Source organism: Mesorhizobium sp. WSM4906 (assembly GCF_029674625.1).
Taxonomy (GTDB): domain Bacteria; phylum Pseudomonadota; class Alphaproteobacteria; order Rhizobiales; family Rhizobiaceae; genus Mesorhizobium.
The window spans coordinates 3892609-3917466 of the sequence record NZ_CP121355.1; the positions used below are offsets into that span (position 1 = coordinate 3892609).

The 24858-nt window shown below is 63.6% G+C and carries 19 protein-coding genes, 1 pseudogene and 1 riboswitch; of the genes and pseudogenes, 9 read left to right on the plus strand and 11 right to left on the minus strand.

Translation table 11 applies throughout. The annotated features are described in order from the left end of the window. The first annotated feature begins 142 nt into the window (after positions 1 to 142). Positions 143 to 1315 (plus strand): GGDEF domain-containing protein, encoded by a 1173-nt coding sequence (locus QAZ22_RS18520; RefSeq protein ID WP_278202184.1) that lies wholly within the window; start codon positions 143 to 145, stop codon positions 1313 to 1315. Between the two features lie 4 nt (positions 1316 to 1319). On the opposite strand, the gene gcvP is transcribed toward QAZ22_RS18520, so the two are convergent. Genes gcvP through gcvT form a run of 3 tightly spaced genes read right to left on the minus strand, consistent with a single transcriptional unit; the run spans position 1320 to position 5623 of the window. Beyond that, positions 1320 to 4130: an aminomethyl-transferring glycine dehydrogenase gene (gene gcvP / locus QAZ22_RS18525; protein WP_278202185.1), complete on the minus strand. Its 2811-nt coding sequence runs from the start codon at positions 4128 to 4130 to the stop codon at positions 1320 to 1322. A gap of 16 nt (positions 4131 to 4146) precedes the next feature. Then, positions 4147 to 4515 carry a glycine cleavage system protein GcvH gene (gcvH, locus tag QAZ22_RS18530; RefSeq protein WP_126093472.1) on the minus strand — a complete coding sequence of 123 codons (369 nt, stop codon included), beginning with the start codon at positions 4513 to 4515 and terminating at the stop codon, positions 4147 to 4149. A gap of 7 nt (positions 4516 to 4522) precedes the next feature. Continuing rightward, complete coding sequence (gene gcvT, locus QAZ22_RS18535; RefSeq protein ID WP_278202186.1) at positions 4523 to 5623, minus strand: glycine cleavage system aminomethyltransferase GcvT; 1101 nt, start codon at positions 5621 to 5623, stop codon at positions 4523 to 4525. Positions 5624 to 5772: 149 nt separating this feature from the next. Further along, a riboswitch (glycine riboswitch) is annotated at positions 5773 to 5859 on the minus strand. Between the two features lie 348 nt (positions 5860 to 6207). Between gcvT and QAZ22_RS18540 the strand changes: the two genes are divergently transcribed. Continuing rightward, entirely contained in the window at positions 6208 to 8181 is a 1974-nt protein-coding gene (locus QAZ22_RS18540; RefSeq protein WP_278202187.1) for an acyltransferase family protein, read from the plus strand. A 286-nt stretch (positions 8182 to 8467) separates the two neighbouring features. On the opposite strand, the gene QAZ22_RS18545 is transcribed toward QAZ22_RS18540, so the two are convergent. Further along, positions 8468 to 9298 (minus strand): transporter substrate-binding domain-containing protein, encoded by an 831-nt coding sequence (locus QAZ22_RS18545; RefSeq protein WP_278202188.1) that lies wholly within the window; start codon positions 9296 to 9298, stop codon positions 8468 to 8470. Positions 9299 to 9537: 239 nt separating this feature from the next. Here QAZ22_RS18545 and QAZ22_RS18550 point away from each other — a divergent pair, with 239 nt between their 5' ends. After that, a complete protein-coding gene (locus QAZ22_RS18550) occupies positions 9538 to 9936 on the plus strand; it encodes a hypothetical protein (protein ID WP_278202189.1) in 399 nt (132 codons plus the stop codon). A 50-nt stretch (positions 9937 to 9986) separates the two neighbouring features. On the opposite strand, the gene QAZ22_RS18555 is transcribed toward QAZ22_RS18550, so the two are convergent. The 7 genes and pseudogenes from QAZ22_RS18555 to QAZ22_RS18585 all read right to left on the minus strand — a co-directional run bounded on the left by QAZ22_RS18555 (position 9987) and on the right by QAZ22_RS18585 (position 15213). Beyond that, positions 9987 to 10415, minus strand: coding sequence for a GNAT family N-acetyltransferase (locus QAZ22_RS18555; RefSeq protein WP_278202190.1), 429 nt, complete (start codon positions 10413 to 10415; stop codon positions 9987 to 9989). Continuing rightward, positions 10415 to 11224 (minus strand): molybdopterin-binding protein, encoded by an 810-nt coding sequence (locus QAZ22_RS18560; RefSeq protein WP_278202191.1) that lies wholly within the window; start codon positions 11222 to 11224, stop codon positions 10415 to 10417. Before QAZ22_RS18560 ends, QAZ22_RS18555 begins: the two co-directional genes overlap by 1 nt. Before the next feature lies 1 nt (position 11225). Beyond that, complete coding sequence (locus tag QAZ22_RS18565; RefSeq protein WP_278202192.1) at positions 11226 to 12098, minus strand: cytochrome b/b6 domain-containing protein; 873 nt, start codon at positions 12096 to 12098, stop codon at positions 11226 to 11228. A 99-nt stretch (positions 12099 to 12197) separates the two neighbouring features. Further along, positions 12198 to 12875: pseudogene (locus QAZ22_RS18570) on the minus strand (DUF1345 domain-containing protein). 25 nt (positions 12876 to 12900) lie between these two features. Beyond that, a complete protein-coding gene (locus QAZ22_RS18575; protein WP_278202193.1) occupies positions 12901 to 13368 on the minus strand; it encodes a YaiI/YqxD family protein in 468 nt (155 codons plus the stop codon). An 80-nt stretch (positions 13369 to 13448) separates the two neighbouring features. Then, positions 13449 to 14018, minus strand: coding sequence for an S-(hydroxymethyl)glutathione synthase (gene gfa / locus QAZ22_RS18580; RefSeq protein WP_278202194.1), 570 nt, complete (start codon positions 14016 to 14018; stop codon positions 13449 to 13451). Positions 14019 to 14085: 67 nt separating this feature from the next. After that, on the minus strand, positions 14086 to 15213 hold the full coding sequence (locus QAZ22_RS18585) for an S-(hydroxymethyl)glutathione dehydrogenase/class III alcohol dehydrogenase (protein ID WP_278202195.1): 1128 nt from the start codon (positions 15211 to 15213) through the stop codon (positions 14086 to 14088). A gap of 265 nt (positions 15214 to 15478) precedes the next feature. On the opposite strand from QAZ22_RS18585, the gene QAZ22_RS18590 reads away from it, so the two are divergent. From QAZ22_RS18590 to QAZ22_RS18615, 6 genes are all read left to right on the plus strand, one after another. Then, the gene (locus QAZ22_RS18590) at positions 15479 to 17491 is read left to right on the plus strand and encodes an acetyl/propionyl/methylcrotonyl-CoA carboxylase subunit alpha (RefSeq protein ID WP_278202196.1); all 2013 of its coding nucleotides are present in this window, start codon (positions 15479 to 15481) and stop codon (positions 17489 to 17491) included. Positions 17492 to 17590: 99 nt separating this feature from the next. Next, positions 17591 to 21118, plus strand: a complete 3528-nt coding sequence (dnaE, locus tag QAZ22_RS18595; RefSeq protein WP_278202197.1) for a DNA polymerase III subunit alpha — start codon at positions 17591 to 17593, stop codon at positions 21116 to 21118. A 378-nt stretch (positions 21119 to 21496) separates the two neighbouring features. Beyond that, entirely contained in the window at positions 21497 to 22717 is a 1221-nt protein-coding gene (locus QAZ22_RS18600) for a glycosyltransferase family 2 protein (protein WP_278202198.1), read from the plus strand. Between the two features lie 43 nt (positions 22718 to 22760). Beyond that, on the plus strand, positions 22761 to 23711 hold the full coding sequence (locus QAZ22_RS18605; protein ID WP_278202199.1) for a glycosyltransferase: 951 nt from the start codon (positions 22761 to 22763) through the stop codon (positions 23709 to 23711). A gap of 128 nt (positions 23712 to 23839) precedes the next feature. Then, positions 23840 to 24214: a GtrA family protein gene (locus QAZ22_RS18610; RefSeq protein WP_278202200.1), complete on the plus strand. Its 375-nt coding sequence runs from the start codon at positions 23840 to 23842 to the stop codon at positions 24212 to 24214. A 2-nt stretch (positions 24215 to 24216) separates the two neighbouring features. After that, positions 24217 to 24840 (plus strand): class I SAM-dependent methyltransferase, encoded by a 624-nt coding sequence (locus tag QAZ22_RS18615; RefSeq protein WP_278202201.1) that lies wholly within the window; start codon positions 24217 to 24219, stop codon positions 24838 to 24840. Positions 24841 to 24858 lie beyond the last annotated feature (18 nt).

A 24858-nucleotide genomic window follows, 5' to 3' on the forward strand; every position in this document is an offset into this window, starting at 1 on the left:
CGCCGGCATTTCAGGCGGCACGTCGACGCTTTGTAAACCCTTTACCGACGTAGCGGCGGGCGCCAGCTGAAAACGGTTTGCGCCGGGCGTCTACAACCTACATTGAGGAAGCAACGAGACTCCCCAAGGCAGATCTTCAGAGATGTTGGATTTCAGCTCGCTCCTGCTCGCGGCGGCGCTGTCGGGCACTTGCCTCAGCATCACCTTGTTCGCGATCTGGTTCACCGCGCCCAGCGCGCGTTTCATTCCCACGGTCGCTTGCGGCATGCTCGTGCTCGTTGCCCATGTCGTCCTGTTCTGGCGCTATACCAAGGATGCCAATCCGTGGCTCTGCCACATCGTGCTCGCCCTGCTCAGCCTGGGCTTTCTGGCCATCTGCCTGTCGGCGATGCAGTATCTCGGCTTTCGCAACTACCGCCGCGCGGTTCTGCCGACGCTTGCAGCCATGGCCGCCTGCGCCGCTTTCACCTATCTCGGTTTCGACGGCATCGGCTTCCAGATCACCTACACGGCGGTGACGGTGCTGCTCGCGGCGATCGGAACGATGTTCTGGATGAAGGGCGATCACGACCGCCGGATCCTGCTCGTCGTTTCGTTCCTGAGCGGCGCCTGTGGGGTATCTTTCGCGCTGTGCGGCCTGGTGCTGCTCGTCCACGGGCAATGGGTGCTGGGCGCCGCCCCGGACAATTGGGCCGAGCGGGTGAACTCCGTCGTGGCGGTCGCCTGCATGACCGGCCTCGGCGCGCTGGCGCTTTCGCTGCACCATCTGCAGGCGCAGATCGAGCTCAAGGCCGAGACGATGACCGATCCGCTGACCGGCCTGATGAACCGCAGGGCGCTCGGCGAGCTTTACGGCGATCGCAGCTTCGGTCCGTTCATGGCGATCGCGATGTTCGATCTCGACCATTTCAAGGCGACCAACGACGTCTTCGGCCACCCTGTCGGCGATCAGGTCCTTTGCCGCTTCGCGGCAGTGATCAAGAAATATGGCAGGGCCGGGGTCGACGCCTTCCGGCTGGGCGGCGAGGAATTCGCGCTCGTCATCTCGCGCATGACGCCGGAAAAGGCGCATGACATGGCAAGCAGGATCGGCGTCGCCTTCGGCACAGAGATCGTTCCGACCCATCGCGGCCCGCTGCGCAGCAGCGTCAGCGGCGGCATGGGATTTGGCGCCGCCGTCGGCCGGAGCCTGGACGAAGTGCTGGCGGAAGCGGACGCCGCGCTCTATGCCGCCAAGCGCGCCGGGCGGAACCGCGTGATCGCCCAGCACAAGGAAGGCCAGCCCGACAGCGGGCCGGCCCTGAAAACCGCTTGAACGACTACTCGGCGGCGCCGAGATATTCCGTCAGCGGCGGGCAGGAGCAGACCAGGTTGCGGTCGCCGGCGACATTGTCGATGCGTGATACCGGCGGCCAGTACTTTGCCGCCAGATCGACGTCGCCCGCCGGATAGGCTGCTTCCAACCGCGAGTATGGATGGGTCCATGCGCCTGCCAATGCCTCGGCTGCGGTGTGAGGAGCGTTGACCAACGGGTTATCGGCCAAGGGCCATTCGCCCTTTGCCACCTTTGCCGCCTCGCCGGCGATCGCGATCATCGCCTCGCAGAAGCGGTCGAGCTCGCGCTTGGGCTCGGACTCGGTCGGCTCGACCATCAGCGTGCCGGCAACCGGGAACGACATGGTCGGCGCATGGAAGCCGTAATCGATGAGACGCTTGGCGATGTCGTCGACGCTGATGCCGGCGCTGTCCTTGAGCACGCGGGTGTCGAGGATGCATTCATGGGCGATGCGATCACTCCGGCCCTTGTAAAGGAGCGGGAAATGCGGCGCGAGCCGGGTCGCCACGTAGTTGGCGGAAACGATCGCCGTCTCGGTCGCCTGCTTCAGCCCTGCGCCGCCCATCATGCGGATATACATCCAGGTGATCGGCAGGATCGAGGCACTGCCGAAGGGCGCGGCCGCCACGGCGTGCGCGGAGCCTTCGGTGACATGGCCCGGCAAGTAGGGCTTCAGATGCGCCCTGACGCCGATCGGGCCGACGCCCGGGCCGCCGCCGCCATGCGGGATGCAGAAGGTCTTGTGCAGGTTCATGTGGCAGACATCGGCGCCGATGTCGCCCGGGCGGGCGAGGCCGACCAGGGCGTTGAGGTTGGCGCCGTCGAAATAGACCTGGCCGCCGTGCTCGTGGATGAGAGCGCAGAGATGGCGCGCGCCTTCCTCATAGACGCCGTGCGTCGAGGGGTAGGTGAACATCAGCGCCGCGAGGTTCTTGGAATGCTCGTTGGCCTTGGTCCTCAGATCGTCCATGTCGATATTGCCGTCGTCGGTGCAGCGGATGACGACGACGCTCATGCCCGCCATTGCCGCACTGGCCGGATTGGTGCCATGCGCGGAGGACGGGATCAGGCAGATGGTGCGATGGCCCTCGCCGCGCGCGCGGTGATAGGCGCGGATGGCGAGCAGGCCGGCATATTCACCCTGACTGCCGGCATTGGGCTGCAGACTGACCGCGTCGAAACCGGTGATCTCCGACAGCCAGGCTTCCAAGTCGCCGGCCATGGCGCGGTAGCCCGCCGAATGGCCGGCTGGCGCGAAGGGGTGCAGGTTGGCGATGCTCGTCCAGCTCACCGGCATCATCTCGGCGGCGGCGTTGAGCTTCATCGTGCAGGAGCCGAGCGGGATCATGGCGCGGTCGAGCGCGAGGTCCTTGTCGGCCAGCCGGCGCAGGAAGCGCATCATGTCGGTCTCGGAATGGTTCTCATGGAAGACCGGCTGCGTCAGGAACTCCTTGCCGCGCGGCTTGCCGGGCATGGAGCCGGCTTCCACCGTGCCGGGCTTGGCGCCGAACAGCGCCGCGATCGCCTCCAGGTCGGCTTCCGTCGAGGTTTCGTCGAAGGCGATGCCGACGCGGTCGGCATCGATGACGCGCAGCAGCCTGCCGATCTTTTCAGCGGCGGCGGCAATCGAGCTTGCCTTGCCCTTCACCTCGACCGTCACCGTGTCGAAGCGATGCGCGCCGAGGACTGCTACGCCTGCTGCCTTCAGCCCCGCCGCGAGGCGGTTGGCAAGGGTGTGGACGCGCTCGGCGATAGCCTGCAGGCCGGCGGGGCCGTGCCAGATCGCATAGGCAGTCGCCATGTTGGCAAGCAGCGCCTGCGCGGTGCAGATGTTCGAGGTGGCCTTGTCGCGGCGGATGTGCTGTTCGCGCGTCTGCAGCGCCAGGCGATAGCCCGGGCGGCCCTTGGTGTCGGTCGACTGACCGACGAGACGGCCGGGCATCAGCCGGGTCAATCTGTCGGAGACGGCGCAATAGGCGGCATGCGGGCCGCCAAAGCCCATCGGCACGCCGAAGCGCTGCATCGAACCGACGGCGATGTCGGCGCCGAGCTTCGCCGGAGAGTCGGTCAGCGTGAGCGCAAGCGGGTCGGCGATGAAGACGACCAGCGCGCCGACGGCGCGGGCCCTCTCGATCGCCGCCTTGTGGTCGCCATAGACACCAAATGTGTCCGGCCAGGAGACGAGCAGGGCCGCGGTGTTGTCGTCGATCGTCTCGCCGTCGACCTCGGTGCCGAGGGGCTCGGCGCGCGTGCGCACGACATCGAGCGTCTGCGGATGCGGCGCGCCGGCGAGCGCCACCTTGGTGCGCTTGTCGCGGTGATGGCGCAGCGCGATGCCGACCGCTTCGGCGACAGCGGTGGCTTCATCGAGCAATGATGCCGATGCCACCGGCAGGCCGGTCAGCTCGGTGACCAGGGTCTGGAAATTGAACAGCATCTCCAGCCGGCCCTGGCTGATCTCGGCCTGGTAGGGCGTGTAGGCCGTATACCAGGCCGGGTTCTCGAACATGTTGCGCTGGATGACCGGCGGCACAAAGACGCCGTGATAGCCGGCGCCGATGAAGCTCTTGAGCACCGTGTTCTTCGCCATGATCGCCGACAATTCGGCCAGCGCTTCGGCTTCGCTGGCCGCGGGAGGCAGATTGAGCGGCTGATCGAGGCGTATCGATCTCGGGACGGCCTGGCTTATCAGCGTCTCGACGGACGGCACGCCGATGGTGGCAAGCATGGCCCTGACATCGTTGACGCTGGGGCCGATGTGGCGGGCCGAGAAAGGAACAGGTGCTGCGGTCATGTCCAAAATCCTGCTATCAGCCGATATGGGCTTTGTAGGCGGCCTCATCCATGAGGCTGGCGAGCTGGCTTTCGTTCGATAGCTTCATCTTCCAGAGCCAGCCGTCGCCGGTCGCCGCCGAGTTGACCAATGAAGGATCGGACGACAGCGAGGTGTTGGCTTCGATGATCTCGCCGTCGACCGGCGCGTAGACATCCGAGGCCGCCTTGACGGATTCGACGACCACCGCAGTGTCGCCCTTGGCGAGCTTGCGGCCGATTTCCGGCAGTTCGACGAAGACGAGATCGCCGAGCTGCTCCTGCGCGTAGTCGGTGATGCCGACTGTGGCGACGCCGCCCTCGACGCGCAGCCATTCATGGTCTTCAGTGAAATAGGTGTTTGCCATCGGGAATTCATCCTTTGCGGTAGCAGTGTGGCGTGAAGGGGAGCGAAGTGACGTCGACCGGAATTTTCGTGCCACGGACATCGGCGAACAATCTGGTGCCGGGCCTGGCCATCGCGGTGTCGACATAGCCCATGGCGACCGGGTGGCCCGTCGAGGGGCCGAAGCCGCCCGAGGTGACGTGGCCGGTCGGATTGCCCTCGGCGTCGACCAGCGCCGCTGCCGCGCGCACCGGCTGGCGACCATCGGGCTTCAGGCCGACGCGCTTCTGCGACGGGCCGCGCTCGAGGATCGAGCGCAGCGCGTCGGCGCCGATGAAATGACCGGAGGCGCGGACCTCCTTGGGGATTGCCCACATCAAGCCGGCGCTCGCCGGGTCGATATCGGGTGTCAGATCCTGGCCGTGCAGGCAGAGCCCGGCTTCGAGCCTAAGGCTGTCGCGGGCGGCAAGGCCGATCCATTGCACGCGCTCGTCCTGCAGCAGCTTCGCGACGAGATCGCGGGCATCCGCTTCCGGCAGCCCGATCTCGAAGCCGTCCTCGCCGGTGTAGCCGGAGCGGCTCATGAACCAGTTTTGCCGGGGCTCGACACCGTGCATGAACAGCAAGGAGCCGGTTTCAATGCCGGCTCGCGAAAGGGCCGCCCAGGCGTCCGGGCCCTGGATGGCCAGGAAGACGCGGTCGAGCGGCTGGACCTTGGCGTCGAAATCGGCCGCCAGCGCGCGGAGGTGCTTTTCATCCTCGACCGCGTTGCCGGCATTGGCGACCACCATGAAACGCTGGTCGCTCAGCCTGGTGACGATCAGGTCGTCGATGATGCCGGCCGCCTCATTGAGGAAGAAGGTGTATTTGGACTGGGAGATTTCCAGCGCGCCGGCTTCGAGCGGGCAGGCGCGATCGAGAAGTGAGGCGGCGCCCGGACCGCTGACCTCGAACAGCTTCATGTGCGAGATGTCGAACAGGCCGGCATGCTCGCGCGTGTGGAGGTGTTCCTTCATCACGCCCGCTGGGTAAGTCAGCGGCATCGACCAGCCGGCGAACGCGCCGAAGCGCGCGCCCGCGGCGTTATGCAAATCCTCGAGGGGTAGGTGTTTGGTGCCTTCGCCTGTCATGTCTTCTCCAGAGTCGCACGCAATCGACCGCCATTGGCGGTCCAGTCCGTGCCCCTCTGTCTGAAGCCTGAGAGACTCGCGCCCCGGAACTCTGTCGGCAGCGCTTACACCTTCGGCGCGGGACGAATCCCGACTTTCCAGAGTTGTCTTTCCCGTCCACGGTTCTTTTGCCTGAGAGATTTCGGGCGATTTCCCCTTCGGCGACAGCTTTCGCTGTTCTCTCCCGCAAACAGGTAGGACTCAGTCGCCTGAGTCCCCGACGCGCCATCCATAGCCCGTCGGCGACACCTTGTCACCTCCCAGCGACATCTAAAGCGCTGAGGCGACCCGCTTCGATATTTGTTTGATGCATGTCGTCCTCCCAAAACCGCTGTACACCTTTGGGCGACATGCATCGGCCGACAAGTCTTCGACAACCGCGCGGTTTGCCAAGCTCCAAGACGGAAGCGGCGGCCCGGTTTCTAGGAGCTGGTATTTCCGGAAGAGGACCTTTAAAGGCGGCCTGTCGGCAATCGGTACCAAAGTAGTTGAGCACGTCACAATTCCGCCCGGAGATACAGGGGCTGCGGGCAATCGCAGTCTGCATGGTGGCGGTGTTCCATGTCTGGCCATTCCTGATCCCGGGCGGCTATGTCGGCGTCGACGTGTTTTTCGTCATTTCCGGATATCTCATCACCGGCGTTCTGGTGCGCGAGGCGGAGGCAACCGGGAAAATAAACATCCCAGCCTTCTATTTGAGGCGGGCGCGACGGCTTCTGCCAACGGCGATGCTGGTGCTTCTGGTTGTCGGCGCGCTGACGCCGCTGTGCCTTCCCGCATCACAGTGGGTCGACGGCATGGCCGAAATGGCACTCAGCGCCGTTCAGTTGGAAAACTGGCGTCTGGCTGCGAAGTCTGTCGACTATCTGGCCAGGGATAGCGCGCCGAGCCCCGTGCAGCACTATTGGTCGCTGTCCATCGAGGAACAGTTCTATGTCGTCTGGCCAGGACTGATCATGGCCGGACTGTCGGCGTCACGCTTATTCAAACTGTCCTGGCGAGCGATGCTCCTCGCGCTCTTCGGAACCGTCATCATTGCCTCGCTGGCTGCCTCGATGTGGCTGACCGCTGTCGACCCGGCCCCAGCGTATTTCGTCACATTTACCCGTATTTGGGAACTCGCCCTCGGCGGCTTCGCGGCGCTCGAGTTTCCGGCGATCGGCAACGCGAAGCGGCGCATCCTGGGCGTTCTCGGCATCGCGGGCATTCTCGCGGCTGGCTTTCTGTTCTCCAGCAAGACGCCTTTTCCCGGCTATGCCGCGCTGCTGCCGACCTTGGCAACCATATTGGTGATCCTGTCGGGACGGAGCAGCTCACCGCTGAGTGTTTTTGCCTTGCTGAAAAGTCGCCCGTTTCAGTTCGTCGGCGATATCTCCTATTCGCTCTATCTCTGGCATTGGCCCATTGTCGTATATGTCTCCCAGCGAACGGGCGAGACGGTAGGTCCGCTGGCCGGCACAGCCATTTTGCTCGCAAGTGTTGGCCTGGCTGCGATTTCGAAAGTTCATGTCGAGGACCGTTTCCGTTCGCCGCGGTCATCACATTCCGTGCGCCGCAGGCTAGGCGAGCTGGCCGCCGCCCTGGTCGTTTTCTCGCTCGTCCCACTGGTCGCGCTTTTTGCCCAACACGCCGGCCTAGCGAGGGAGCGCGCATTCATCGCCAGCCATCCCAACGACTATCCAGGCGCCAGATCGTTGTTTGCCAACGAGCCCGTGCCTGTCGTGACGGCCTTTGCGCCGCCCCTTGCGACAATCAAGCAGGACCTTCCGCCCACCGAAGCATGCCGTGTCACCCTCGATGGCGCCGAACCCCTCCGTTGCCGGTTCGGCGACCCAAACGGCCACTTCAAAGTCTTTCTGATCGGTGATTCGCATGCCGAACAATGGGTGCCGGCGTTTGAAGGAGTGGCTGCGGACCGCGGCTGGAATGCCTCCAGCTTTACCAAGTACGCCTGCCCCCTATTCCCAGCCATGCTGGCGTTGAACGATCGCCCCTATACGAATTGTCTGAACTGGGGGCAGCGCATGCTGGAGATTATCCAGCAGGAGAAGCCGGATCTCATCATCTTGGGGCAGAGGCTCGATCTGCTGCCATATTTCAAGGAAGGCGAGGCGCAGGTACCGGTCCCCGCCACTCTGATACAATTGTGGCGCAGGCTCGAGGCGTTGGGCGCAAAGGTAATCGTGATCGCCGACACACCTTCCTGGGGGGTGAAGCCTGAGAATTGCCCGGACTGTTCCATCCCCTACAAGTCGATTGCCCGGCCCGATCCGCTGATCGCCGCGCACCAGGCCTATGGACGACCGGTGGGGTTGATCGATTTCAACGACTTTATCTGCCCTAACGAACACTGTCCTGCGGTCATCGGCAACGTCTATGTATGGCGTGACAAGGATCATTTGACCGCAACCTATTCAAGCTCGATGACCGAGGTCTTCGGCAAGCGGCTCGATGCCGCAATTGCAGCAATCGGAACCGGAAACTTTGCCACAGGGGGACTGTCGACAAGCCTTCGCTAACCACGCCGTTTGCCGGTTTCTCAAGATACTTCCGATATGAAACGACGCACTACAGCGCCGCGTGTCCTCTTGGACGCGCAAAGGACGCCAGGAACCGTGCGGCCGAGGCGCTCGCTCGACGCGCCGAGACGATCGACGCAGGCGAGGCCAGGTGGCTGGCCGAGCGGGTTGGCGACGGCCTACGTCCGCTGCGCGACAACGAACGCGCGCTGCTGACATTGATCAAGCACGCGTAGCCGGAAATCCATCCGGCGCTGAAGCCGCTGCTTGACAAGGTGGCTTGAGGTTATTGCTTCGGCTTTGCCTGTTCCGGCTTGGCGCCGGTGTCGAAACGCGACATCCATTTGAAGCCGCCGAACCAGTAGCGGCGAACACCCGTGATGGTGCCATCGGCGGTGCGCGCGCTGATCCAGTTGTCGACGTATTGGACGAGGCGGACGTCGTCGGGGCGCAAGGCGAAGGCTTCCGGCGTGCGCAGCAACGGGCCGCCCACCAGCTTGAATTTCGCGTCATAGAGCCTGGCCGCCATCTGCGGCGTCGGCGACGTGGCCACCATGGCCTGCGCGTCGCCGCCGATGAGAGCGGCAAAGACGGCGGTCGTGTTGTCGAAGGACAAGATGTCCGCCTTCGGGAAGGCCTCCTTGGCGGCGGCCTCGTCGGTGGAATTGGACAGCACGGCGATCTTGTAGCCAGGCGCCATCAGCGCCTTGTCCGGCCGTTTGCCGAGGCCGGCTATCGACGCGACCATGCGGATGTCGGCGGCGCCGGTGGGATTGGAGAACACCACCTCGCGGGCACGCTCCGGCGTGTTGGCATAACCGGCCGCGATCAGATCGAAGTCGCCCTTGAGCAGCCGCGCCTTCAGGTCGTTCCATGGTACCTCGACCAGCTTCAATTCAACGCCGAGATCCGAGGCGAGCGCGTTTGTCAGATCGACGTCGTAGCCCGCGAACTTGCCGTCGGCCTTTTTGAGGATCCAAGGCGGATTGATTGCCACACCGACCGTCAGCGTCTTCTGGTCGATGACGCGCTTGAGGCTGTCATCGGCGCGTGCCGGCAAAACAGTCAGCCAGGCAGAAAGAGCAAGTATAATCGTCGCGATTACCTTAGCGCGCATGAATATAACCTCGCTGCTGGCCCCTCTGGTTGTCAGATTTACACAGAGGTGCCATTCTGTCGATAGCGGACCCCTGACGGAGATTTGCAAATGTCGGTGCGGATGGCAGTTACCGGTTCGATGATGTTCCTGGCCAGCGCCTTCGGCAATCCGGCAAAACTGTCGCTGCTGCCCGACGCGGCGCAGGCCGCAGGCCCTCAACGCGTGGTCTGCTCCAGCGCGGATTATCGCTATTCCTATTGCGGGGTCGACACGCGCGGGGGCGTGCAACTGACCAATCGGCTGTCGAAGTCGCGCTGCCAGTACGGCAGCAGCTGGGGCTACGACGGCGGCGGCATCTGGGTCGACAAGGGCTGTTCGGCCGAATTCGTGGTCGCCGGGTCCGGCCGCAGGCCGTCCCCGGCGACGCGGCGGCGGCGATCATCGTCGGGGGCATTGTCGGCGCGATCCTCGACAACAACAACCGCCACGGCCACCATTCGGACAATTACTATCCGAGGCCCCAGCCGCGGCGCGACGATCAATGGATCGACCCGACGCCGCAATTCGACAGGGACGGCAATCCCAATTTCGATACCCACGGCAACTATCAGGGATGCCACGGTGTCGGCTGCATGGTGGACGATCCGGACGAATGATCGCGTCGCCAAGGTCTGCGTGCTGAACTCCAGACGCGTCCGGCCGTTGCCTATCGGGGACCCATTGTCATGCAAAGGACGATGTTGGAATGGCCTTCGGGCCACCCGATGAATTCGGCCATACGCTCGAAGCCGGCCTTTTCGTAGAGGCCCGGCGCCTGGAAGTCGTGCGTCGTGACCCACACGCGCCGCGCGCCGCGAGCGGCGGCCTCGGAGACAAAAGCATCGAGCAGCTTCCTGCCATGGCCGACACCTCGGCAGGTTTCCTCGACCCACATCAGCTCGAGCTCGGCGATCCCCGCCCAGGAATAACCGGCGGCGACGCCGACGGCGCATCCATTTTCGTCTCGCAACGCAAAGATCAGGTTCCGGTCATCGTCGCGGCCGACAAGGCGCCGGTTGCCACCGTTCAAGCGCTCCTCGATGGCATCGAGTTCGGTCGGCGCCAGATCATGCTCGGCCAGCAGGCGAGGGGTCATCAAATGCCGCCATACCAGTCGTAGCCATTGTCTTCCCAATAGCCGCCGCGGCCGCCGCCGATATTGGCGAAGCTGTCGACCAGCTCGATCTTGTGAATGTATTTCGGCATCTTGTAGCCGAGCTGGCGCTCGACGCGGACGCGCAGCGGCGCGCCGTTCTCGACCGGCAGCGGCTTGCCATTGAGGCCATAGGCCAGGATGGTCTGCGGGTGGCGGGCGTCGATCAGGTCGATGGTGCCGTAATATTTGATGTCGCCCGACAGGCTTTGCTCGATCGTGTCGAGGCAATGGAACATGACGTAGCGCGCCTCAGGCTTCACCACGGCCTGGTCGAGCACCAGCGACAATGGCGTGCCGGTCCATTTGGCGATGCAGCTCCAGCCTTCGACGCAGTCGTGGCGCGTGATCTGGGTGCGGCTCGGCATGTTCTGCAATTGCTCGCGGGTGAGCGACAGCGGTTTTTCGACGAGGCCGGCCACCTCCAGGCGCCAATCGGCGAAATTGTTGGCGAGCAGACCCTTGTAGGTGTCGTCGTCGGGCGCGGTGACGCCGTTCGGCCGCTGCGGTTGGCGGATATCGGCCTCGGTGAATTCCGGCGCCAGCGCGTCGCGGCCGGCAAGCAGGCGCTGCGCACGCCAGGTCAGGCCATTGGCGTTTTCGAGGAAGCTGCGCAGGCCGCCGCCGATGCCAAGGCCACTGTCGAAGGCGTCGCAGCCCGACAGCGCGATGCCCGACAGCCCCAGGCTGGCGGAGGTCAGGAACTTTCTTCGGTTCATCTGGAACTTGGGGCTGATCTGGAATTTTGCCATGTCAGGCGCTCCTCTCGGTTGGCTGGTCGCGCTTCGTTGGCGGATCGGTCCGGTACCAGCCGGTGATGATCGAGCGCAGCTCGTTGATCGGGCCGGCTGCCATGATCATCAGCATGTGGATGATGAAGAAGAGAACGAGCAGCACCATGATGGTGAAGTGGATGGTGCGCGCCGTCTGCCGGCCACCCAGGATTTCATTGAGCCAGGGCAGCACCGAATCCATGCTCGGCGACATGGCAAGGCCGGTCGCGATCATCAGCGGCAGGAGCACGAAGAGCACGCCGCCATAGGCCATTTTCTGCAGCGTGTTGTAGTCACGCGTGTGATGGAACTTCAGCTTCGCGTGGTCGACGATATCGCGCGGCAGCTTGCGCAGATCATCCAGGCGAGGGGCAAGGTCGCGGCGGATATGGCCGTTGACGAGGCCGGCGACCAGCCAGATCAGCAAGGTGGCGGAAAGCACCCAGGCGAAGAAGAAATGCACGACGCGCGCGGTGCCGAGATCGTAGTAGGACGGTATCGTCGCCCAGGCAGGGAATGCACGCGGCGTCTCCTGTCCAGGAGGGCCCGACCAGCCGAGCACGCCGGTGGTGTCGAAACGGTGACCGAAGACTTCGGTGTAGCCGCGCGGGCCGTTGTCGGTGTCCTCCGCGCCGATCTGGAGGATCGTATTGTTGAACGCGAAGCCGGACTGCTTGCCTATGTAGAGCTGCGGACGAGCGTTGAAGATCTGCAGGCCCGAGAGCAGCATGAAGAACAGCGAGATGGCCCACAGCCAGTGGGTCAGCCGTGTCCAGCGCGACTGCCGGTAGATGAGGGTCGTGTCCTTCGCGTCCGCCTGGGCGGCGGGTTGGCTCGTGCCAGCAGAATCCATTCTATCCTCCGGCCGCATGATCCCACGGCCTCTTCAGGGCATTGTCTTTTCCCCAATACGTCGCGGCGCAAGGCAATGTTTCATGCGATCACGTATTTATTACGGAGCGCCCAGGCTGACCGCGAGATTGACCGCGGCGGCCACGATCACCGTGTTGAAGAAAAACGTCAGGATCGAATGAATGAGTACGACCTGGCGCATGTGCGAGGTCGTGATCGCGGTGTCGGCCGTTTGCGCGGTCATGCCGATGACCGTCGCGAAATAGAGGAAATCCCAGCCTTCCGGCCTTTGTCACCGGGGGAAATCAAGGCCGCCGCCCGGAATCTTCTTGTTGGTTTTCTCGTCGATTTGATCGCCGTCCACCCAATAGACATGCGCGTAGTGCAGCGCCGCCATGGCATGGATGGTGAACCAGCCAAGCGGGATCGACAGCATCGCGAACAGAATCTCCAGCGGATGCGCGGCATCCTTTTGGTTGATGAGCTGAAACAGCGAGCCGATGGCGATACCCACGACGAAGAGCGTGACGGCAAAAATCAGCAGCACCGGAAGGTCAGTGGCGCGCGCGTTCTTGCTGAGATAGCGGCCTGTAAGCCTCGGCATCAGGGCGAGGACCAGAATGATGAAGGTCAAAAAGAACACGTTGGCGCCGATCGAGTAGGGAAGCGGCAGGCGCAAAAGCAGTGCAAGAAGCAGCGCGACGATGCCGATGGCCGCGGCCAAAGCGAACTGCATGTGCCGATGCATCGGCGTCTTGACGGATGTGTCGTCACCCATGGCCGGCCTCTGAAAGGCGTTCGGATCAATCCGGTGTGGCGGATTTGAAGGCCCGCCGCAAGATGCGGTCGAGCTCGCCGAGAAAGTTCGACCTGTCCTTCTGTGTGAAGGCGGCGTTGAAGCCACGGCTTTCGCCGGTCTCTCGCAGATGCTGCTTGAGATCGCGCATCGCCACCGCCATGCCGATGGTCTCGGGCGTGAAGGGGCGGCCTGTAGGCCCCAGCACATGCGCGCCGAGCGCCACCGTGCGCGCGGCAAGCGGGATATCGGCCGTCACGACGATGTCGTTGGGCCTGGCATTCTCGGCGATCCAGTCGTCCGCGGCATCCGCGCCCTTGGAGACGACGACGTTGCGGATCATCGGATCGCGCGACGGGCGCAGCCCGCCATTGGAGACATAGGTGACGACGACGCCATGGCGCTCTGCAACCTTCTCGACCTCGGCTTTCACCGGGCAGGCGTCGGCATCGACATAGATGATGGGCGCAGGCAATCGTCTCTCCAAATGTACAAGGGGCCAAATGTGCAAGGGGCCGGCGAAGGCCGGCCCCTTGCCTGAAATTTCGGGAATTGTCAGGCCGCCAAGGCGCCTGACTTCTTGGCTGTCCAGGTGGCGATATAGTCCATCAGGCCTGGGTTGAGGCAGTCATAGGGTTCGAGCCCGATCGACTTCAGCTGGGCGCGGATGCCGGCCATGCGGCTCGGGTCGACGCCGGATTCGATGATCGAGGAGACGAAGGCGGCGAAGCCCGGCGGCGACCAGCCGTCCTCCTCGAAGCGCTCGGGATGGATGAAGGACAGGCCCTTGAAGGGATGGTCGCGCTCGACCGGGCCGTACATGTGCACGCCGCAGCCGGTGCAGGCATGGCGCTGGATCAGCGCCGCCGGATCGACCACCTTCAGCTTGTCGCCGTTCTCGGTGACGGTGACGTCGCTTGTGCCGGCAACCGCCACCACCGAGAAGATCGCCCCTTCCGGCTTCCAGCATTTGGTGCAGCCGCAGGCGTGGTTGTGGGCGATCTGGCCCTTGACCTTCACCCTCACCGGGTTGCTGGTGCAGGCGCAGACCAGCGTGCCGCCAGAGAAGCTCGCGCTTTCCTTCGGCAGGCCGTTGTCGATCTTCGGATGCAGTTTTTCCGCCATTTACACTTCCTCCCATGTTGACCACAAAGGGCGCGGGCGTTTCGGCCCGCGGCCTAGCGGCATTGCTTCAGTAAACCACGACACTGCGGATCGACTTGCCCTCATGCATGAGGTCGAAGCCCTTGTTGATGTCTTCCAGCTTCAGCGTATGGGTGATCATCGGATCGATCTGGATCTTCTTTTCCATGTACCAGTCGACGATCTTCGGCACGTCGGTGCGGCCGCGCGCGCCGCCGAAGGCGGTGCCCATCCAGGTGCGCCCGGTGACCAGCTGGAAGGGCCTGGTCGCAATCTCCTGGCCGGCGCCGGCGACGCCGATGATGACCGACTTGCCCCAGCCGCGATGCGAGGCCTCCAGCGCCTGGCGCATCACCTTGGTGTTGCCGGTGCAGTCGAAGGTGTAGTCGGCGCCGCCGATCTGGTCGGCGCCGCGCTTGGTCATGTTGACCAGGTAGGGCACGATGTCGCCGTCGATCTCCTTCGGATTGACGAAATGCGTCATGCCGAACTTCTCGCCCCAGGCCTTCTTGTCGTTGTTTAAATCGACGCCGATGATCATGTCGGCACCGGCAAGGCGAAGACCCTGGATGACGTTCAAGCCGATGCCGCCGAGGCCGAAGACCACCGCGGTCGCGCCCTGCTCGACCTTGGCCGTGTTGATGACCGCGCCGATGCCGGTGGTCACCCCGCAGCCGATGTAGCAGATCTTGTCGAAGGGAGCGTCGGGATTGACCTTGGCAACCGCGATCTCCGGCAGCACGGTGAAGTTGGAGAAGGTCGAGCAGCCCATATAGTGGAAGAGCTTTTCGCCATCGACCGAGAAGCGCGAGGTGCCGTCGGGCATCAACCCTTGCCCCTGCGTGGCGCGGATGGCGGTGCACAGGTTGGTCTTGCGCGACAAACACGACGGGCACTGCCGGCATTCGGGCGTGTAGAGCGGGATGACATGGTCGCCCTTCTTGACCGAGGTCACGCCCTTGCCGACGTCGACGACGATGCCGGCCCCCTCATGGCCCAGGATCGCCGGAAAAATGCCTTCCGGATCGGCGCCCGACAGCGTGAACTCGTCGGTGTGGCAAATGCCGGTCGCCTTCACCTCGACCAGCACCTCGCCCTCGCGCGGCCCCTCGAGGTCCACCTCCATGATCTCAAGCGGCTTTCCCGCACCAACGGCAACTGCGGCTCGCGTTTTCATGAGGCATTCCTCCCAAGACAATCTTCAAAGTTTCGGCTTATGGCAGGCTGCCAGGCCTGCCCGGCGAGGCATGTACCGCCTGCCGTTTATCATGCGCCCACCGCCACCTTATCGGGTTCGAGGATGGCGGCCAACGTCTCTTGCGACGTTTTTCGGCGCGGTTTCCGCAATCGGTATCGGGCGCCGAGGCCAGGGCTGCAGACACTTGAGACGCGCCGGAATTGTCCATAGAACTGGGCGGCTTTGCCGGAGGGACGACATCCGAATGTTCAAGAAGATCCTGATCGCCAATCGCGGCGAGATCGCCTGTCGCGTGATCAAGACGGCGCGCAAGATGGGGATTGCCACGGTGGCGGTCTATTCGGACGCGGATCGCGATGCCGTGCATGTCGAAATGGCCGACGAGGCCGTGCATATCGGGCCATCGCCGGCCGCGCAGAGCTATCTCCTGCCTGACAGGATCATCGCCGCCTGCAAGGAGACCGGCGCCGAAGCGGTGCATCCGGGCTATGGCTTCCTGTCGGAGCGCGCCTCCTTCTGCGAGGCGCTGGAGAGGGAAGGCATCGTCTTCATCGGCCCGAAGCCTAAAGCGATCCGCGCGATGGGCGACAAGATCGAATCGAAGAAATTCGCGAGCCAGGCCACGGTCTCGACCGTGCCGGGCTGGCTGGGCGTCATCGAAAATGTCGACCATGCCGAAAGGATCGCCGGCGACATCGGCTACCCGGTCATGATCAAGGCGTCGGCCGGCGGCGGCGGCAAGGGCATGCGCATCGCCTGGAGCGAGGCGGAAGTGCGCGACGGCTTCGAGCGCGCACGCTCGGAAGCGAAAAGCTCCTTCGGCGACGACCGCGTCTTCATCGAGAAATTCGTCGTCGATCCGCGCCATATCGAGATCCAGGTGCTGGCCGACGCGCACGGCAACGCGCTCTATCTCGGCGAGCGCGAGTGCTCGATTCAGCGCCGCAACCAGAAGGTGGTCGAGGAAGCGCCGTCGCCGTTCCTGGACGCCAAGACGCGCAAGGCCATGGGCGAGCAGGCGGTGGCGCTGGCGAAAGCCGTCGACTACCAGAGCGCGGGCACGGTCGAGTTCATCGTCGACAAGGACAAGAACTTCTATTTTCTTGAAATGAATACGAGATTGCAGGTCGAGCACCCGGTGACCGAGCTCGTCACCGGCATCGATCTGGTCGAGCAGATGATCCGCATTGCCGCAGGCGAAAAGCTCGGCATCAGGCAGAGCGACGTGAAGCTCAACGGCTGGGCGGTGGAAAGCCGTCTTTACGCCGAGGACCCTTTCCGCAACTTCCTGCCCTCGATCGGCCGGCTGACGCGCTACCGGCCGCCGGAAGAGGGCACGTCCGGCGATATCGTGATCCGCAACGACACCGGCGTCGCCGAAGGCTCCGAGATATCGATGTTCTACGACCCGATGGTGGCGAAGCTCTGCACCTGGGCGCCGACGAGGCTGGCGGCGATAGATGCGATGTCCGAGGCGCTGGACAGCTTCGTCGTCGACGGCATCGAGCACAACATCCCGTTCCTGGCGGCGCTGATGCAGCATCCGCGCTGGCGCGAGGGGCGGCTGTCGACCGGCTTTATCGCCGAGGAATATCCGGACGGCTTCGCGCCGGTCGAACCGGACAGCGAGGAAAGGGCGGTGTTCGCCGCCGTCGCCACCGCGATCGAGCTGCTGCGCCGTGACCGGCTCGACCGCCTCGGCGGCCGGCTGGCGCCGCATTCCGGCCATCTCAAGCGTGACTGGGTGGTGAAGATCGGCACGGATTATCTTTCCGCCAGCATAGTCGACGGCATGGTCTCGATCCCGATGGAGGTCGACCTCTCGATCGATGGCGGCAAGCCGTTGACGGTCGCTTCCGTCTGGCGACCGGGCGACGCGATCTGGCATGGCACGGTCAACGGCAACCGGATCGCAGCGCAGGTCCGGCCGGTGCTGAACGGTCTTCGCATCGCATGGAAAGGCATGTCGGTGACGGCGCGCGCCATGCTGCCGCGGACTGCGGAGCTGGAAAGGCTGATGCCGGAAAAGCTGGCGCCGGACACCTCGAAAATGCTGCTCTGCCCGATGCCTGGCCTCGTCGTGTCGATAGCCGTCGCGGAAGGGCAGGAGGTCAAGGCGGGCGAGACGCTGGCCGTGGTCGAGGCGATGAAGATGGAAAACGTGCTGCGCGCTGAGCGCGACCTCACCGTGGCGAAGCTCAATGCCAAGCCGGGCGACAGCCTGGCGGTCGATGCGGTGATCATGGAATTTGCCTGACGGCTTTGCTGTGCGCAGGCGAAGGCTGGACTCGCATCGCGCGCTTGCGGACAATACATCTCACCCGAATGTTGAGTCCTTTCGAGCGACACGAGCCCCATGGCGGATGAACGACTTCCACGCGACCCGTTGCAGCGCGAGGCAGCGGTAAAGGCCGCTCAACCGGAAGCGCAGGCGCGGACCTTCATCCATCTGCGCGTGCATTCGGCCTATTCGCTGCTCGAGGGCGCCTTGCAGCTCGGCGCCATCGTCGGACATGCGGTCAAGGACGAAGCGCCGGCGATCGCGGTGACCGACACCAACAATCTGTTCGGCGCGCTCGAATTCGCCCAGAAGGCTGTCAAGGATGGTATCCAGCCGATCATCGGCTGCCAGATCGACCTTGCCTTTGCCGGCGAAGCGACCGATGCCCAGCGCGACCGCCGCCGGCATGGCCCCGAGATGTCGCCGATCGTGCTGATCGCCGCCAGCGAGGCCGGCTATGCCAACCTGGTTCGGCTGATCAGCAAGGTTTATCTGGAGACGCCGCCCGGCGAGCCTGTGCATCTGACCAGCGCCATGCTGGAAGGTCATTGCGATGGCTTGATCTGCCTGACCGGCGGCCCGCGCGGCCCGATAGGCAGTGCGCTCAAGGCGGACCGCCGCGACCTTGCCGAGCAGCGGCTGCTCTTCCTCAAGGGCCTGTTCGGCGACAGGCTCTATGTCGAGCTGGAACGGGTCGCCGGCTATGACCGCATGGTCGAGAAGTCGACGGTCGACCTTGCCTACACCCACGAATTGCCGCTGGTCGCAACCAACGAGGCCTTTTTCTCCAAGCGCGAAGACTATGAGGCGCATGACGCGCTGATTGCGATTGCCGAAGGCTCGGTGGTGGCCGCCGACAACCGCAGGCGGCTTTCGCCGGACAATTTCCTGCGCAGCCAGGCCGAGATGGCGCGGCTGTTCTCGGACCTTCCGGAAGCGATCGACAATACGGTCGAGATCGCCATGCGCTGCGCCTACTATCCGAAGAACCGCAGCCCGATCCTGCCGCGCTTCACCGGCGCCGACGCCGCCGACAAGGACGCGGCCGAGAAGGCGGAAGCTGCGGAACTCGCACGCCAGGCGCGCGAGGGACTGGAGGCGCGGCTCGCCAAGCATGGGCCGACGCCCGGCTATACAGTGGAGCAATATCGCGAGCGGCTCGAATTCGAGCTCGGCATCATCGAGAAGATGAAGTTCCCCGGCTACTTCCTGATCGTTGCCGACTTCATCAAATGGGCAAAGGCGCAAGGGATTCCGGTGGGGCCGGGGCGCGGTTCAGGCGCCGGCTCGCTGGTCGCCTATTCGACCACCATCACCGACATCGACCCGCTGCGCTTCTCGCTGCTGTTCGAGCGCTTCCTCAATCCTGACCGCGTCTCGATGCCGGACTTCGACATCGACTTCTGCCAGGACCGGCGCGAGGAGGTCATCCGCTACGTCCAGCAGAAATACGGCCGCGACCAGGTCGGCCAGATCATCACCTTCGGAACGTTGCAGGCGCGCGCCGTACTGCGCGACGTCGGCCGCGTGCTGCAGATGCCCTACGGCCAGGTCGACAAGCTCTCCAAGATGGTGCCGCAGAACCCGGCCAATCCGGTCAAGCTGGCGGATGCCATCGCCAACGAGCCACGTTTCGCCGAGGAGGCCGAGAAGGAGCCGATCGTCCAGACGCTGCTCGACACGGCGCAGAAGCTGGAGGGCCTCTACCGCCATGCCTCGACCCATGCCGCCGGCATCGTCATCGGCGACCGGCCGCTGTCGGAGCTGGTGCCGATGTACCGCGATCCGCGGTCGGACATGCCGGTCACCCAGTTCAACATGAAATATGTCGAGCAAGCGGGGCTGGTTAAGTTCGACTTCCTCGGCTTGAAGACGCTGACCGTGCTGGAAACGGCGGTGAAGCTCATCCGCCGCCGCGGCGTCGACATCGACCTTGCCCGCATTCCGCTCGACGACAAGGACACCTACGCCATGCTGTCGCGCGGCGAGGTGGTCGGCGTGTTCCAGGTTGAAAGTGCCGGCATGCGCAAGGCGCTGATCGGCATGCGGCCGGACTGCATCGAGGACATCATCGCGCTGGTGGCGCTCTACCGCCCCGGCCCGATGGAGAACATCCCGACCTACAACGCCAGAAAGCATGGCGAGGAGGAGATGGCCTCGATCCATCCCAAGATCGACCATCTGGTGAAGGAGACGCAAGGCGTCATCGTCTACCAGGAACAGGTGATGCAGATCGCGCAGGAGCTTTCCGGCTATTCGCTCGGCGAAGCCGATCTGCTGCGCCGCGCCATGGGCAAGAAGATCCGCGCCGAGATGGACAAGCAGCGCGAGCGCTTCGTCTCCGGAGCGGTCGAGCGCGGCGTTGCCAAGCCGCAGGCCGACTTCATCTTCGACCTACTGGCCAAGTTCGCCGACTACGGCTTCAACAAGTCGCACGCCGCCGCATACGCCGTCGTTTCCTACCAGACCGCCTATCTCAAGGCGCATTACCCGGTCGAGTTCCTGGCGGCGTCGATGACGCTCGACATGAGCAACACCGACAAACTGGCCGATTTCCGGCAGGACGCGCTGCGCCTCGGCATCGAGGTGGTGGCGCCGTCGGTGATGACCAGCTTTCGCCCCTTCGAGGTCGGCGAGAACAAGATCTTCTACTCGCTGGCGGCGCTCAAAGGTGTCGGCGACGCGGCGGTCGAGCACATCGTGGCCGTGCGCGGCGAAAAACCATTCAAGAGCCTTGCCGATTTCTGCGAGCGCGTCGATCCGAAGATCGTCGGCAAGCGCGTCTTCGAGAGCCTGATCATGGCCGGCGCGCTGGACTGCTTCGGGCATGATCGCGCCGTGATGATGGCCGGCGTCGAGCGGATGATGGGGCTGGCCTCGCTGGCGCAGCAGAACGCCATCTCCGGCCAGGCCGACATCTTTGGCGCATCGCTTGGGAGCCAGTCGCAGGCGCTCAACCTGCCGGCAACCGAGCCGTGGCTAGCCGCCGACCGGCTGCACCGGGAATTCCAGGTGGTCGGCTTCTATCTCTCGGCGCATCCGCTCGACGAGTACAAGGCAGCGCTCGAGAAGATGCGCGTCCAGAACTGGGCGGAATTCTCGGCCGCGGTGAAGCGCGGCGCCGCAGCCGGCCGGCTCGCCGGCACCGTCACCACCAAACAGGAGCGCAAGACCCGCACCGGCAACAAGATGGGCGTCGTGCAGTTTTCCGACACGACCGGCCAGTACGAGGCCGTGCTTTTCTCCGAAGGCCTGGCGCAGTATCGCGACATGCTCGAGCCCGGCCGTTCCGTGGTGATCACGGTTTCGGCGGAAGACCGGCCGGAGGGCATCAATCTGCGTATCCAGACGGTGCAGTCGCTGGAGGACGAGGCAAGCCGCATCCAGAAGGCGCTGCGCATCTTCGTGCGCGACGCCCAGCCGATCAACATGCTGGCCAACCAGCTTGCCGTGAAGGGCGAGGGGCAGGTGAGCTTCGTGCTGATCAAGGAAGCCGGCCAGGGCGAGGTCGAGATCGAGCTGCCCAACCGCTATCGCATCTCGCCGCAGGTCGCGTCGGCCATGCGCGCGGTTCCGGGAGTGGTGGAAGTGGAACTGGTGTAGAAGCCTGGCGCGATGCGTCGCGGCAAGCCCCACCACCCTGCCAGGCAACTCCGCTCGAAAATATCCCCGAACTGTCGAAAGCCGCAGAGGTTTGCCGAGGCTTGAGCAACCGGCTGGATGGACTTTTTGAGGCAACGTCAAATTCGCAGTGCGACGCCGGCAACTGGCCATGTCGGCATATCCGGATGTGCCGCTCTTGTGACGAGAGCACAAAAATCCCGCCAAGTACTCGCCAAACCATGTCATTCGCTCAACGGTGAATGCTTCTGTATATCATTGACTAACTTGTTCTTGCTAAGGTTGCAGGTAGGCTGCGGAAATGTTGGGGCGTATGTCTGCTTGTCAGTAAGGCTGGCGATTGGGCAGGAGCGGGGCACGATGGTAGACAAGTCGAATTTCGCGACGGTCCAGACCGATCTGGACTCTCTGCGCAGTGATGATGCGGCTGCACCTCTCGTATCGGCCATTATCCCTTGCTTGAACGAAGAGCGCACGCTCGGCATCTGCATCCGCAAGGCGCTTGACGTTTTTGCAAAGCGGGGCCTCATCGGTGAGGTCGTCGTCGGGGACAACGGGTCGAGCGACCGATCGGTTGAGATTGCCGAGTCCCTCGGCGCGCGTGTCGTGCACCAGCGGGTCAAGGGATACGGCGCGGCGATCAGCGCGGCGGCTGAAGCTGCGCGAGGCAAGTACCTCATCATGGCGGATGCGGACGATTCCTACGACTGGAGCAGCCTCGGCGACTTCATCGACGCGTTGGAGGACGGTGCCGAACTGGTCATGGGGGATCGCTTCGCCGGCGGTATCGAGCCCGGCGCCATGCCCCCGCTGCATCGTTATCTCGGCAATCCGCTGCTTTCGACAATTGCCCGCTGGCTTCACCAGTCTCCGATACACGATTTTCATTGCGGCATGCGAGGGTTCACCCGCGATGCGTTCCGCAGGATGGGCGCCCGCTCGCCCGGCATGGAATTCGCCTCGGAGATGGTCATCAACGCGCATCGCGCGGGCCTCGTGATCCGCGAGGTACCGATCAAGCTCTATCCGGACAAGCGCGGCCGCCCACCTCATCTGCGTTCGTTCCGCGACGGTTGGCGGCATTTGCGGCTGATCGTGGCCCATGCACCCAACACCATGTATCTCATACCCGGAGCGACCTTGCTGATGGCTGGCACTGTTGGCCTTGCGGCCCTCGCCGCGGGACCTGTCCGGATCGGTGGGTGGTATTTCGGAATTCACTTCGTCGCGCTCTCGGCAATGGCCACGCTGATCGGCCTTTCGGCGATCCTTTTCGGCATGTTGGCCAAGGTGGCGATCGCTATCTATCACCCGGGCCACGGAGGTCGGATCGTGCCCTGGCTGATGCGCGGCCGCCCGCTGGAATGGCTGGTCTTTTCCGGTGGCGTGCTCGCGGCGGCGGGCTTTGTCGCGGACGTGTTGCTGGCGCTGCACTGGATTTTTGTCGGTGGTCCGATGGAGCAGTCGGTGCACCTGACCTTTGTGATCACCACCGCCTGCGTGGCCGGCATGTCCATGGTGCTGGCCGGCTTTGTGCTCAAGCTGCTGCTTGATAATCTGGATGACAGGCGTGCGTTCTGACCGCCCGACTGGCTTTCAAGCCGAAACTAGAGCAGGTAGCTGTGTGGACGAAAAACCATTTCTATCTGTCGTCATGCCGGTCCACGAGGGGGCTGCATGGATTGAAGCAACACTTGACTCGCTGGTTGCCGAGCCGACCGGCGATCTGGAGATAATCATTGTCGACAGCAGCCCGACGAGCGCTACCGCAGCCATCGTCGAGCGATTTGCCCACCGATTACCGCTCCGGCTGCTTCAGCGAAGGGACCTCACGCCTTGGCAGACGAAGACCAACTTGGGCGTCGAGCTAGCGACCGCTGATCACGTCTGCATCCTCCACCAAGACGACCTGTGGCTGCCCGGGCGCGTCGAGGCCGCTCGCCGCTGGCTCGGTGGCTCGCCCGAAGCCGCGCTTCATTTGGCTCCGACCGCCATCATTGACCGCTACGGACGCCGAGTTGGGCGCTGGAACTGCCCTTTGCCGGCCGACAAGGTGCTCGGAGCTCAATTCCTGCTGGAGCGGCTGCTTGTGCAAAACTTTGTCTCTGTGCCCGCTCCGATATTCCGTCGAACCGCATGGCTGGCGTGCGGGGGCATGGATGAGAAACTATGGTATACGGCGGATTGGGACATCTGGGCGAAGCTCGCCGGTACCGGTCCGGTCCTTTATCACGACGAGATCACGACGGCCTTTCGGGTTCACGGCAGTTCGCTGACTGTCACCGGGTCCCGTGACGTCAGCGAGTTCCGGTCGCAAATGCAAATTGTCATGGAGCGCCATCTTCCCGGGCTTCCGGCGAGCAGCCGACGCAGGGTCGAACCTGCCGCCCGGGCGTCGATCAGCGTTAACGTGTCGCTGGCCGCCGCGTCAGGAGGCGACTCGAAGGCACTGCTTCGCGCTGCGCGTGTCGTACTCTCGCTCGGACCAAGCGGCATGAGGCGCTACTTGCGTGACTCGCGGTTGCGGGAGCGTGTCGCATGCCGGCTTCGCGCGAAACTGACAGGGGCTTTCTGACGCCGATGCCTGGTCCAGCTATGCCCATGGACGAGCAGGGCGCGGGTCCCCGCAAAAGACCGCTTGTGGAACGAGGGTGGCGATACACGCTGGTGGGGCTGACATGCGCCATTGCGCATAACGCCATCATGATCGCGGTCGATCACCTGGGGGGACACTACCTGCTGGGCATCCTGGTTTCGTTCCTGACTGTAACGCCGATCGGATACACATTGCACAGCCGGTTCACCTTTGCCGAGCCACTTCGCTTGAAGGCATTCACGCGCTTCGTAGGAGGCGTGGTGGCGGCTTATCCAATCTCGGTGGCCATGATGGTTGTCCTGTGTTCCGGCTTCGGTCTTAGTGTTGCGATTGCCACTCCAATCGCCACCATCGCCCTATTCGTCTGGAACTTTGCCGCTGCGCACTGGGCCATCTTACCGCGTCTCTGTCTGCGCCCCGCAGCCATGCCGACATCATCCATCCGCCTGGCGAACCGCCAATCAATGAGAAACGAGGAGTAAGAATGCTGGCACCAGGTCAGGTCGCGCGGAAGGTTCTTGGCCGGCATTTTGAGCCGGTTGGCAATGTCTATCGTCGTGTGTTCGTCAATCTCAACCTCATTGCCGATTTTCTTGATCGCGAATTGCCGAACGGCGCGAAGATATTGGACATTGGCGGCGGCGACGGCGCGCTTATCGAGCGGCTCCTAAATCGACGCCCTGACTTGGCGGTTACGATGTGCGATCTAGCTCCTTCAATCGGCACATTCTTAAGCGACGTAAATAGGGCGAGGGTTGAACTTCTGCCTGCGACTGATCTCGTCAGCGTAACCGGGCTTTATGATGCCGTGACAATCTCCGACGTCATCCACCATGTGCCGGTCGATCAACGCGGCGCGTTCTTCAAGTCGCTGGCCGACAGCTGCGAACGCTGGGCTTGCCGGAAGATCATATTGAAGGACATCGAGCCGGGTGGCGTGCGCGCTACGCTCTCACTTCTTGCGGACCGACACATAACCGGAGACAAGCATGTCGTGCTGTTTTCACGCTCGGACTTTGCAGTCATGGCGCGACGGTATTTTCCGAAAGCGCAGAGGGTATCGGGTTTGCCTGACTGGCCGAACTATTGCGAAGTGTTGACTTGGTAGTCTCTAAACCGATTGTCC